The organism is Providencia sp. PROV268 (genome assembly GCF_028477805.1).
Lineage (GTDB): Bacteria > Pseudomonadota > Gammaproteobacteria > Enterobacterales > Enterobacteriaceae > Providencia > Providencia stuartii.
In genome coordinates, this window is the sequence record NZ_JAMPLW010000010.1 from 255,724 (window position 1) to 268,464 (window position 12,741).

11 protein-coding genes and 2 tRNA genes are annotated in these 12,741 nt (G+C 41.8%); 5 read left to right on the top strand and 8 right to left on the bottom strand.

Going from position 1 to position 12,741, the window contains the following annotated elements:
• Nucleotides 1-15 precede the first annotated feature (15 nt).
• Together PR699_RS09600 and PR699_RS09605 are read right to left on the bottom strand one after the other, a co-directional pair.
• Nucleotides 16-1,464: an NAD-dependent succinate-semialdehyde dehydrogenase gene (locus tag PR699_RS09600; protein WP_014656832.1), complete on the bottom strand. Its 1,449-nt coding sequence runs from the start codon at nt 1,462-1,464 to the stop codon at nt 16-18.
• Between the two features lie 15 nt (nt 1,465-1,479).
• A complete protein-coding gene (locus PR699_RS09605; RefSeq protein WP_014656833.1) occupies nt 1,480-2,607 on the bottom strand; it encodes an aromatic ring-hydroxylating dioxygenase subunit alpha in 1,128 nt (375 codons plus the stop codon).
• Between the two features lie 291 nt (nt 2,608-2,898).
• Here PR699_RS09605 and PR699_RS09610 point away from each other — a divergent pair, with 291 nt between their 5' ends.
• Both PR699_RS09610 and PR699_RS09615 read left to right on the top strand, forming a co-directional pair.
• Nucleotides 2,899-4,467, top strand: coding sequence for a BCCT family transporter (locus tag PR699_RS09610; protein WP_004926609.1), 1,569 nt, complete (start codon nt 2,899-2,901; stop codon nt 4,465-4,467).
• A 211-nt stretch (nt 4,468-4,678) separates the two neighbouring features.
• Nucleotides 4,679-5,731, top strand: coding sequence for a hypothetical protein (locus tag PR699_RS09615; RefSeq protein WP_040132763.1), 1,053 nt, complete (start codon nt 4,679-4,681; stop codon nt 5,729-5,731).
• 79 nt (nt 5,732-5,810) lie between these two features.
• Here PR699_RS09615 and rimI read toward each other — a convergent pair whose 3' ends face one another.
• Nucleotides 5,811-6,263, bottom strand: coding sequence for a ribosomal protein S18-alanine N-acetyltransferase (gene rimI, locus PR699_RS09620; RefSeq protein ID WP_004926602.1), 453 nt, complete (start codon nt 6,261-6,263; stop codon nt 5,811-5,813).
• Nucleotides 6,232-6,642: a DNA polymerase III subunit psi gene (locus tag PR699_RS09625; RefSeq protein WP_004926599.1), complete on the bottom strand. Its 411-nt coding sequence runs from the start codon at nt 6,640-6,642 to the stop codon at nt 6,232-6,234. The genes rimI and PR699_RS09625 overlap by 32 nt, the downstream gene beginning before the upstream one ends.
• Before the next feature lie 208 nt (nt 6,643-6,850).
• On the opposite strand from PR699_RS09625, the gene rsmC reads away from it, so the two are divergent.
• From rsmC to PR699_RS09640, 3 genes are all read left to right on the top strand, one after another.
• Nucleotides 6,851-7,864: a 16S rRNA (guanine(1207)-N(2))-methyltransferase RsmC gene (gene rsmC / locus PR699_RS09630; RefSeq protein WP_014656835.1), complete on the top strand. Its 1,014-nt coding sequence runs from the start codon at nt 6,851-6,853 to the stop codon at nt 7,862-7,864.
• Between the two features lie 155 nt (nt 7,865-8,019).
• Nucleotides 8,020-8,105 (top strand) — tRNA-Leu (locus PR699_RS09635).
• 69 nt (nt 8,106-8,174) lie between these two features.
• Nucleotides 8,175-8,260, top strand: a tRNA-Leu gene (locus PR699_RS09640).
• An 80-nt stretch (nt 8,261-8,340) separates the two neighbouring features.
• Here PR699_RS09640 and PR699_RS09645 read toward each other — a convergent pair.
• From PR699_RS09645 to phoA, 4 genes are all read right to left on the bottom strand, one after another.
• Nucleotides 8,341-8,601: a DUF1435 family protein gene (locus tag PR699_RS09645; protein ID WP_004926595.1), complete on the bottom strand. Its 261-nt coding sequence runs from the start codon at nt 8,599-8,601 to the stop codon at nt 8,341-8,343.
• A gap of 112 nt (nt 8,602-8,713) precedes the next feature.
• Nucleotides 8,714-9,247, bottom strand: a complete 534-nt coding sequence (locus PR699_RS09650; RefSeq protein WP_004926592.1) for a GNAT family N-acetyltransferase — start codon at nt 9,245-9,247, stop codon at nt 8,714-8,716.
• Entirely contained in the window at nt 9,231-10,883 is a 1,653-nt protein-coding gene (locus PR699_RS09655) for a Na/Pi cotransporter family protein (protein WP_004926590.1), read from the bottom strand. Before PR699_RS09655 ends, PR699_RS09650 begins: the two co-directional genes overlap by 17 nt.
• A 415-nt stretch (nt 10,884-11,298) precedes the next feature.
• On the bottom strand, nt 11,299-12,738 hold the full coding sequence (phoA, locus tag PR699_RS09660) for an alkaline phosphatase (protein ID WP_014656836.1): 1,440 nt from the start codon (nt 12,736-12,738) through the stop codon (nt 11,299-11,301).
• Nucleotides 12,739-12,741: the final 3 nt, after the last annotated feature.

The following is a 12,741-nucleotide window of genomic DNA, read 5'->3' on the forward strand; positions in this document are numbered from 1 at the left end:
TTTACTGATTACTGGCTAAGCGATGTCAATACACAGATATTTCACGGTCAGGTAGTCCTCTATGCCATATCGGGAACCTTCTTTGCCTAGGCCCGATTGCTTAACACCACCAAATGGAGCAACTTCATTGGAGATCAGGCCTGTATTAATCCCAACCATGCCGCTTTGCAGTTTCTCTGCCACGCGATAAACACGACCAATATCTTTTGAAAAGAAATAGGCGGCTAAACCATAGATCGTATTATTCGCTCGCTTAATAACCTCATCTTCATCACGAAAACGAATAAGTACCGCGATAGGGCCAAAAATCTCTTCGTGTACGATATCCATTGAATCATCCACATCCACTAACACTTTTGGATTGATAAAATTACCTTGCTCAGTGATTTCATTCCCCAACGTTAGCTGCTTGGCACCTTTAGCAAGTGCATCTTTAACTAATAAATTCATATTATCGATGGCTCGAGATGTAATCATAGGCCCAATATCAGTACCCTCATCCAACCCATTTCCAACACGTAACTGGCTTACTTTTGCGGTGAATTTCTCGATAAATGGCGCATAGATGGACTCATGAATATAAAAACGATTCACACAAACACAGGTTTGCCCACCATTACGAAATTTTGCCTGTATTGCACTGTTTACCGCTTTATCAATATCCGCATCATCAAACACAATAAAAGGGGCATTTCCCCCAAGCTCTAAAGCGCTTTTTTTGATCGTTGAGGCACACTGCTCATACAGTTGACGTCCAACTTGCGTAGAGCCAGTAAAAGAAAATTTACTGATCAATTCATGGCGTGTGAGTAATTCCCCTAAAACACGAGATTCCCCTGTCACAATGTTCAGCACCCCAGCAGGCACGCCAGCTTGTTGCGCTAACTCAGCAAGTGCGAGAGCCGTAAACGGTGTTTCACTGGCGGGTTTGATAATCATGCTACAGCCCGCTGCTAATGCGGGAGCGGCTTTGCGCGTGATCATTGCGGCGGGGAAGTTCCATGGCGTAATGGCACTACACACACCAATCGGTTGCTTGATGGTTAAAAGACGGTTGCTAGCTACGGTTTGCGGGATCGTCTCACCATAAACTCGCTTGCCTTCCTCTGCAAACCATTCGATAAACGAGGCGGCATAACGAATTTCCCCTTTAGCCTCATTCAACGGTTTGCCCTGCTCTAATGTCATCAGCAAACCTAAGTCATCCATATTGGCTTCAATCAATGTAAACCAGCGATGTAAAATCGTAGCACGTTGTTTTGCCGTGAACTGACGCCAAGCCTCCATCGCATGATGTGCCTTCACAATCGCATCATTCACCTGCTCTGGTGAAAGGCTGGGTACAGTACCCAGCACCGATTGATCCACAGGGTTCAATACTGAAATAGTCTTCGAACTATCCACCCATTGACCATTGATATAGCAAGACTGGCGGAATAGCGCTGGGTTATTTAACCTATTCATGTGCTATTTCTCCCGTCACTCAGTGTGTGCCGTTGCAATCAGCTTATGGAAGTGTGCGACGCCATGCTCACTGATCCCACTACGTTGCCTATCAGCCATGATCCGCCCTTGCCCTCGATAGCCACGGGAACGTAACCCTTTTTGAACACTCTCAACGAGGCGTAGATCTTCTGGGCGAAATACCGTCCGATACCACTCCACTAAGTTCTTTTGGTACTCCGTCAATTCTTCGTTTAAGAAATAGATATCGTAATGCTGCAACGTTTCTCCCGCACTAACCGGAAACTCATAAATGACGGTCATAAAATCGCCACCTGGCGGCATATTAAACATGGTGCTAGGCCAAATCCAAAAGCCGAAGAAACGTGGATTGACTACTGATTCATCAAATTGATATGACGACTCTGAAGGTTTGGCTTGACCAATCTGTACCGTCCAGTTTTCATTCAACTGGTGCTCATACACATTCACATCGACCGAGCTAGCAAAACTGACATGGTTTGTTGGACAGTGATAACATTCGATATAGTTATCAACAATCGTCTTCCAGTTAGCTGGCGTATGGCTGACAAAGCGTGCCGCTAATTTCAGATCACGGATCACTGAGCAAGCTTCTTCCATTTTTGCCGCTAATCCAGGCAGTTGCTCCTCGATAGGTTGAGGCTCGCCTTCTGTCAAATTAATATAAATAAACCCTGCGTGCTCAATCACATGAAAACTGCTCAATGACATGGCATCGGCTTCAAAGTTATTTACGTTTTCGCAGTTTGTCGCATGTGCCAATTGACCATCCAATTTGAATGCCCAAGCATGATAAGGGCAAGTGATGACATTTTTCATTTTACCGCTTTCACCACTGATCAACTGATGGCCTCGATGCGGGCAGACATTATAAAAGCCCCGCAAAACATCATCTCGCCCCCTAACGATAACAAGGCTTTCGCCAATCAACTGGCGAGTGATATAGGCATTTTTCTCTTTCACCTCACTACTGTGAGCAACACAAACCCAAGAGTTAGCAAAGATATTTTCTTTTTCGAACTCAAATACGTCATCTGACGTGTAATAGCGTGCAGGAATGGTCCACGCATTATCAATATCAAGGTGATCATTAATCGAAATGACTTTTTTTGCATTGCTCATCATTATTGCCTCACTTATGTAAACTTATAGTTAACATGTTTTTTGGGAATGTTAATCTAGATCTCAATAATGATCAAACAAAATATTAAACATTATTATAACAATAATAATTTATCTATTTAAAACATATAGATAACAACATACCGTGAAATACATTTGTTAATTGCAGGTTAATTAATTGTTGACCACGCAATATTTTCATGGATATTCTCTGTAAACCAAAAGTAGCATTCCCTGCAAACCAACTCTCATTAAAAGACATAAAAATAAGTGAGCAACTGGAGAAGAGGTATGATGAATAATAAGAAATCTGTATTTTACGTATCACTCGCCTTTAGTCTGGTATTAATCAGCTTAGGCGCCTTTATACCTGACAAACTCGAAGCATTTTCAAATTACTCTCTGGGTTTTATCTATAACAATTTAGGTTGGTTTATACTCGGAGCCGTTTTTATCTTTTTTAGTTTTTGTATGTATCTCGGTTTTTCAAAGTTTGGTCATATTCGGCTTGGAGAGGACAGTGATCGCCCCGAATATCGTACCGCAACATGGGTTGGAATGTTATTTAGTGCATCGATTGGGATTAGCCTCGTGTTTTGGGGAGTTGCCGAGCCTGTTTCTTACTATATCAGCCCTCCAGTTGGTACAGGCTATACCGAACAAGCAGCAAAAACCGCCATGCAATATGTCTATTTACATTGGGGGGTCTCAGCTTGGGCCTGCTATGCCTTAGTCGGTGTATCATTAGCCTTTTTCCAATTTAGAAAGAAATTACCTTCATCGCTGAGCTCTGTGTTTTACCCACTGATCGGTGAACGTATCAAAGGCTCGATAGGGAAATGGGTCGATGTATTAGTGGTATTGTCGATCGTTATTGGTATTGCGACCTCGCTAGGCTTTGGCACACTGCAAGTTAACAGTGGCATGAATTACTTATGGGGGATCCCTGTAAGTATCTGGATCCAAATTGCGATTATTGCAGTGGTCACCATCATTTATATCATGTCGACCATCTCTGGTTTACAAGGTGCGATTAAGCATTTATCTAACTTAAATATGCTATTAGCATTCGCCTTGATGGGTTTTATTCTCTTTGCTGGCCCGACACAAACGATCCTTAAAGTTCTTTTTCAAGGTATTGGTGACTATGTACAAAACTTTGTCAGTATGTCATTCCGTACTGAACCCTATAATGATGGTGCTTGGATTGCGAACTGGACTCTCTTTTACTTCGGCTGGTGGATTGCATGGGCGCCTTTAGTAGGCAGTTTCGTGGCGCGTATTTCCAAAGGGCGTACCATTAAAGAGTTTATGATTGGCGCTGTCTTTATTCCTGTGTTCGGCTCATTCGCTTGGTTTGCCGTGATGGGAGGCTCAGCCATCCATCTTATCCAAAACATGGGACAAAAAGCACTTGCAGAAGCGGTGAAATCAGATGTGACTTCTGCTTTCTTTAAATTCTTAGACTATTTCCCTGCAAGCACCTTCTTATGCGTATTGGCCATGGTTTTAGTGATGGTTTTCTTTATTACTTCAGCAAACTCAGCCGTATTCGTATTGGGAATGGTCAGTGAAAATGGTAACCCAAATCCAACCCATACGACGAAGACCATTTGGGGAGTGGTTATCGCGGCTATTGCTATCGTATTGATCATCACAGGTGGATTATCCGGTTTACAATCTGCTTTAGTTGCCACTGCTATCCCGCTTTCCATATTAATGCTATTGATGTGTTATTCGACATACAAAGGCCTTAATGAAGAGGTCCGCACAGAAAAAGCAGAAAAGAAGTACCGCAAAAAAAGCCAAGTTGTGATCAATCCCCCTATTCTACCTGCATCTGAAAAGCTATCTAAATAACCCTCTAAAAGCCTATTAGAATAAAACCACAGTTTGGATACTGTGGTTTTTCATGCCGTCAAATAAAAAGCATCCGATTATAAGATCAAACACTAATAGATTAAGAAATCGAAAAAAAATAATATTTTTTTATTATTCCTTAATTAATGAATTAGTTTTTATTCATTAAAAATCGTTATCTAACAAATTGAATTATAGGAATAATAAAATTATGCCAGACAATAAAACCATTAATCACATTTTCCTCAGCAGTGAGATCGCCACGCTTTTACAGGAAAAGTCCTATCAATTCGCTTTAAATGGTGGGCCTCAAATATCAGGAAGTCAAAAATTAGCAGAGCAGGTTGCAACTCAGTTATACAACTTATTCAATGATGAAGATAAGAAACTACTGGATGACTATAGGAATGAAAAAATTCCTTATTTAGTTTTTGAAGGGTTTGTGAATACGGACGTTAATGGTGAACCGATTAACCTTCCGAATAAAAGCGCCTTACCGACCCTCCAAGAATTAGAAAGTGATATCGAAATTTTAAAATTGGCCTCACAAGAGCAAATTATTTTAGCATTATTAAATGAAACCACATTTGCTTATGATACTGAAAACCTAGGAAATATTATTAGAATTGTAGCTAACTTTAATGGCGGTGGTGCTGAAAAACGCCAAAATGAAGCCCCAGATGCCAGTTCCCATTCGGGCAAAGCGGTCGTACCACACACTGAAGACCCTTATTACTCCGCAATTAACGTTATCGATGGGCACTCCCCTTCACCGTCATCGCTGATACTCACTGCAAGGTGGAACCCTTTATCAGAAACAACAAAAGTAGCCCCCATTAAGCGCATCATTGACCAATTATCACCTGAAGAAATCGTTGCTTTAACCACAGCCAGCTTTGATTTCCGTAAAGCGAAAACAGCCAGTGAAGGAAAAAGTATCGGTGGAAAATGTATTTCTATCCTTGAACTTGATAAGCATGGAAAATTGAATATGAATTATAATTCAGAGCGTTTTTCACTCAATCCCGCGGCTTCAGAATTCGTCCAAAAAACGTATAATAAATTTAATTCTATTGCCGAAAATATGGAATTTGATGCCGTCGATTTGCAGCCATATAGGATGATAGTGATTAATAATAAATTAAGCTTACATAGTCGGGATATTGTAAAAGATAACCGCCGTACACTGGTTCGGCTTTTTGGTTACCGAAAAGATGCTGAATATAATATGGTTAGCCAAGACCCACTCATTGTAAAAGGCTAATATGGCTTAAGTATTCGTATTAAATAATCGGCAGGCAAATTTACCACGACCCATATTCGGCCGTGGTTTAATAATCACATTATGCGTCATTAAACAGGGTTAATGCCAAAATAAGCGCATCTTCTCGCCCCTGCTTTGCAGGGTAATAATCTTTACGTACCGTCACTTGATGAAACCCTAATTTATCATACAGGTGCAGCGCCGGTGCATTCGATTCACGAACTTCAAGCCATAATGTCAAAATCCCTTTATCAACCAGATCCTTAATCAGTTGCTCCATTAACATACGCCCATACCCTTTTCCTTGATAATCGGGGTGCACGGCAATATTAAAGAGTGTTGCCTCATCAAGAACACACTGTGTTATAGCAAAACCAACGATCTGATTATTAAGAGTAATTTTGATGTTATGATACTTTTCCCCTTGGTTTCCATAAAAAACACGCTCAGTCCAAGGAAAATCATGACTTAACTTTTCGATTAAGAAAGCTGTCGCAAGATCAGACTGCTTTAGTGCTGAAATTTTCGTCATATTGATAAATCTGCTCCCAAAGTGCCCGTTTAGCGCTATTGCTGGCTGCCAGCTCATCTAATACAGGAGAAATAAAGGTTGTATTTAACCCTTCTGGATGAGATTGGCCGCCTAAGACCCAACAATTTATTGTTATTGGTGTTGGAAGCATTGCCAATTGCTCTGAATTAATACAAACCACATCCGTTGGATAAATTTTCATCGCCAGAAAAATATCTTTTAACAGACGGTTGTTTAAATCAAGGTTCTCATCAGTAATAATAATAAGCTTAGTCGAATCTGGAATTCTTACACCACGTTCACCACGTAATACAGCAGGGTTTCTCACTACCCATTGAGTGATACCCATTTGATTTAAAAGTCTGTCACGTCGTGCCATTCATTTCATTCCAGTCGCTATGTTAACAACGACATCTTATCAAAGCGGATCAATAGCGCCAACAGAGCAATGCTATTTCCCCATTTTCTGATAAAGTGTGCACAAAATAATTAGGCTTACATACATACCATAAACAATTTGCATTGTAGCTAGACGCTAAAACGCGATGGCTCGAAAGATTGAGGGTATTTTAGGAGATCAACAAAGTATGTCACTACTGACACCGGCTAGCGAAGTTATCCAACGCCACCTTGAGCATTTTACCGATCGCCATGTCATTTTAGCGGGTGACATCCAAGATGAATTAGCAGCAACCTTAGAAGCTGCGAGCGTACGTGTTCTCACTAATCAATACCATCGTTGGCAAAATTTGCACTCCTTAATGGGCGACAGTGTGAAATTTGCTGCGGTAGCAGATGCTGATTTTGTACGTCCTTGCAATACCTTGATCTATTTCTGGCCTAAAAATAAACAAGAAGCCTGCTTTCAACTGGATGATTTATGCACTCACCTGACCACAGGTAGCCAAATTTTTATTGTTGGCGAAAACCGTAGCGGTGTAAAAAGTGCCGAATCTATCATGGAAGGCATCGCGACATTGCAAAAAATTGACTCTGCAAGACGCTGTGGGCTGTATTATGGTGAGTTAGAACAACCTACGGATTTTGATATAACTCGTTGGTGGCGCCGCTATGAAGTAGAGAACGTACAGATCCAAGCCTTACCTGGCGTGTTTAGTCACAATGAATTAGATATTGGTAGTGAACTCCTACTTTCTACACTGAATGAGCCTATTACAGGTAATCTACTTGATATTGCTTGCGGTAATGGCGTTTTAGCTGCCGTCGTCGGAAGCCACAACCCTAATGTAACATTGACACTGAGTGATGTGAGCGCGGCTGCTATTGCCTCCTCTATCGCCACATTACAAGCCAATCAGTTAACTGGCAAAGTACTTGCAAGCGATGCCTACTCAGATATCAATGACACCTTTGATTGGATTATCTCTAACCCCCCTTTCCATGATGGGTTAAATACCAGCTACAGTGCGGCTGAAAATATGATTTTCCAAGCCCCGAAATACCTGAAAAAAGGTGGGCGACTCCGTATTGTGGCCAATGCTTTTTTACCTTATCCAGACATGCTTGATAAGGCATTTGGCAACCATGAAGTATTAGCAAAAACAGGTAAATTTAAGGTTTATCAAGCAATTAAACGCTAATCCATAAACCTCCATGATTTCTATCGCGGCTAACCTAGAAATGGTTGGCCGTTTTTACATCAAATAATAAAAGCATAATAAAAAAATTATTGACGCGCGGCTAAATTAGCCTAAAATCCGCTGCGTACTATCGACACAAAATAGAGTCTGATATTGCGAGGGTGGCGGAATTGGTAGACGCGCTAGCTTCAGGTGTTAGTGTCCTTCGGACGTGGGGGTTCAAGTCCCCCCTTTCGCACCATACAGACTACAATTTTTAATCACCAAGTTAAAAATTAAATCGATAGCTTTCAATGAATTGACAGTACCTGCGAGGGTGGCGGAATTGGTAGACGCGCTAGCTTCAGGTGTTAGTGCCCTTCGGGCGTGGGGGTTCAAGTCCCCCCTTTCGCACCACTGTTAACTTCCTATCTCGATCAACGAACCCTTTCCCTATAACCCGAAGATTCGCTGTAGGCGTGTAAACTACGGTTATCTTATACGCTATGTTGTGAGACTAAAGCCATTAGACTGCATAACAGTGCTATCACGGCGGGGATAATCAATAAGCGCCGAGAGCCGCGGTTGAATAACATTGCGGCGGTGGTTAGCATAGTCACTATCGTGACAGCTTTAAGGCTATTTAGCCCCATATTGCTGAGTAGATAAATCACGCTCAACAAAATAACCGCGAAAACACCCCATAACCCTGCTGTAGAGCGACGTAGATAAGTGCTTTTTGTTACGCTAGTTGGCATAGCGACCTCAACAATCTAAATGATAATGATTATCAATCATATCTTGTTTTTGGCAAAATACAATATTTTTTATTGAGGAAACCATGCCGATTTAAGAAAAAATAAAAGCTATTTATTGATTAAATAAATAAACAAAATGAATATCTTCAGGCTCTAAGGCAAATAGCTCTGGGTCTGGCTTATCCAGCAGTTCACACCCCATATACTGATAAAAATGGACTGTATTTTCAGAAGGCGTTGCTGATACATATAAGCCAGCTGCCCCTTTCTCTTTGGCTAATTCACAGCACTGATTAAATAACATGCCCCCTAAGCCCTCACCCCGATAGCGGTGGCTAACATGTAAGAATGACAATTGAAGTAAATTACGCTCTTCACCACGCCATACATTATCTAAACTTGCAGCGGCAATTAGTGTGTCATGATCAAACACGCCAATAAATACCGCTCCGTTATCATAGCTTTCGAGTAAATGTGGCGTATATGCCTCAGGTTCACCTTCCGGCCAACCTTTCATATCAAAGCGTTGCGCGGATAACACTAATTTCCCATTTTGGTGAAGATATAAATTTTCGATTAATTCTGTTCTATCAATTGACCAAACCGAAGGAACTTCATCCCTTGTTAATTCACGTATTTTTCTCATTTTCTAAACTCAATTGTTCTTTACGGCTTTCTGCTACGCCTTCTAGCGCATGATAAGCAACGGCACAAAATAATGAATTCAACCGTTTCATATCGCCTAGCAGGCTAACATGTAAGTTACTAGTATCTAGACTTTGCATATTTTGTTTGTGTAACCTTTCAACGTGCGCATAAGCAAAGCGTTGGTTAATAAGACGAAAACGGTGTTTTGCACGCCGTAGACGTTTCGCATTATCAATATCGGCCGAAACAAAAACAGACATCCCTAGATTCAAATTCGTCTGTAATCGCTCAAGTAAAGAATGTAGCTCTTTATAACCTTCATTAGAGAAGGAACGGCGATTATCAATCGATTTTTTGACTAACTCAGAAGTCATTCGGTGGATGATAGTCGATGATTGCTGCAAATTAAAAGCAGTATCAATAATTTCAGCCCAACGCCTTGAATCTTCCTCACTGAGTTCGCTTTGATGTAACTGTGCTAAATAGAGTTTAATGCTGCTATGCAGCATATCGACCTCTTCATCCAAGCGGTTAATTTCCCTTTTCTGCTCTTTATTACCGTTAAGAACATCTGTAAAACGTTGAAGCATTAATTCAAGTAGATCCCCCATACGTAATGTTTCTCGTACGGCGTTAGCGATTGCCAGTGATGGCGTCTCTAATGCACTTTTATCCAAATAACGCGGGGCAACCTCTTGCTCCATCGAAGGAACAATAGGGATTAATTTATTACATAACCTCGCCATTGGCCCAACAAAAGGCAACATGACAAGGCAACGAGCTAGGTTATAAAACACGTGAAAATAGATCACGATTTCGGCTTCATTAAAGCCGTAGCCCCCAATCCATTCTGCCAGTGGTTTCACCCAAGGTAATACGACAACACAGCCGATTAGTTTAAATAGCAAACTCCCCAGAACGACTTGTCGTGAAATTTCATTTTGCCCGCGGCTACTCATCATGGCGAGTAAGCCACTACCAATGTTAGAGCCAATAACGATACTCAAGCTAATATAAAGAGGCACCAAGCCTGTTGCGCTTAATGTGGCAGTCAATAACACCGCTGCTAAGCTTGAATAACTCACCATGGCAAACAGAGCACCCACCAGCAGTGCCAAAACAACATCCCCACTTAACGAGGTAAAAATTGCTTTCACCGCATCAGCATGGGTAATCGGCTCTGCCGATGCCACAATTAACTGTAACGCTAATAAAATAAGCCCAAGCCCGATACCGACACGACCAATTTGCCCTGTGCGATTTTTCTTTTGGCTTAAAAAGGTTGAAACACCCACAAGGATCAGCAGCGGTGATAACCAAGAGAGATCAAACGTTAACACCCTCGCCATCAACGCTGTCCCGACATCGGCACCAAGCATGATAACCATGGCAGGCGTTAATGAAATCAGCCCCTGAGAAACAAAAGAGATAACCAGTAATGCCGTTGCATTACTACTTTGCACGAGCGCAGTTACCCCTACGCCGGAAAGAAATGCGCTTGTTCTCTTATTAACACTCTTTCCTAAAATACGGCGTAGATCTGCACCAAAAACCCGCATAATACCAGTACGGACAATATGTGTGCCCCAAACTAGCAATGCGACAGATGATAAAAGATGTAAAAGTGCCAGCATTGAAACCCTATGACGTTATATTTGTTATATTTAAGACAATGGTGATAAAACTGTACGAGTGATTTCAAACGGAAGGAGACCGCCTTTTTCACTCTTGATGGATGAATTAATTAGATAACTTAAAACGTTGCCGAATTAAGTGAAATCATACAATCATACATTATTTTTATTATTATTCAAAAAGTTAACAATAAACCTTAATGCGGATGGTATGAATAAGCGATTAAACTCTCCCCACTATGCCACAATACGCATCAAGCAGGCTCAATCGTCTAATCATTTTTTATACCTGAATCGCTGAGTTAACGCAAAAAAGTTAATGTAAGAGAGCGTAAATAGCGGGAGGTTAAAAAGAAGGGGCAATAAAAAATCCTCCGCAATCTCCTATCGCAGAGGATTCCACTTACAGGTTGGTTTATTGTTTCAATCCCATGGCATCGCGCATGGTAAAGAACAAATCGGTTTGGTCAGTTAACCCCATGACGTTAGCGGCATGTGGGCCATACGCTGCAACGCGTAACTGTGCGCCGGTGTGCTCTTGTGAATCTTCTTCTTCAGAGTTACCGTAGTTAACCACCATGACGGAACCATCTTTTGTGATCAATGCTTGTGTTAACCCAGTAGACTTGGTTCCTTCAGGGATAATTTGGCTGGAATGCGCGTGGTCAGCAGTGACAATCACCAATGTATCACCGTGTTTTTTCGCAAACTCTAAGCCAACTTGTACGGCCTCATCCAAAGCTACCGTCTCACCAATTTGGCCACATGGATTAGCCATATGGTCTTGTTTATCAATCGAAGCACTTTCAACTTGCAAGAAGAAACCATTCGGGTTGACTTGCAACAGATCGATTGCTTTTTGTGTCATTTGAGCCAATGTCGGTGCATTTGGATCTAGCTTAGCGTTCGGTTTGCACTCAAGCGGTGGATTATTGATATTGCCATAATGCGTTGCTTTAGGGCCTTCCCAAGCAACCGCCATATTGCCATCATGGAATAGGCCTAAAACAGGTTTATCTTGGTTTGCAACAGTAACCGCATCTAAGGATTTGGCATCACGCACGATATTGAAACCACGCTCCTTTGCTTGCTCCTCTAGCGTTTTACCTTTGTACTCACCGGCTTTCGCCACTTGTTTAAAGCTTTTCGCACCACCACCTAATGTAACATCAGCACGGGTAACCAGCAGTTGCTCAGTGATTGAACCACGACCGCCATTCTCTAAGGCATTGCTCGCACATTTTGCGGAGGTTTCTTCTGGCCCATAACATTTACGCGCTGTGACATGGGAAAATTGCGCGGCTGGGGTCGCATCTTGAATTTCAGAGGTCGTCACGTTACCTGTCGCTTTACCATGGCGCTTAGCGATTTCAAGTAAGGTTTCATGGTCTTTATCAAACACATCAACACCTAAAGCACCGTTATAGGTTTTCACGCCAGAAGACCAAGCTGTCGCTGAAGCGGCTGAATCTGTTACGTAATCAGGTTTTTTCGTCTTTTTATCTAATGCGTAGTGAGTATATTGACCAGTAATAGGTAATGCGTCGATACCTTTAAAGAAACCGCCTGCCCCTTCTGCATAATTACGTGCCACCGTAATTTCAGAGTCGCCCATACCATCACCAATAAACAGAATGACGTTTTTCGCCTGCCCATTATGGAGCGCCGCTTTCATAATATCGGTTTGCTCTTGTGCTAGGCGACGAGCACCGCCAAATTTAGTGATATCACCTTGTGCTGCGCGATTTTGTGAAACCGCATCTGTCGGCGTTGCCGCATATACAGGGATAGCACTACCAAAAATCATTGTACTTACAGCAACAGCTAAAATCGATTTCATGCAATGACCTGTCATAAC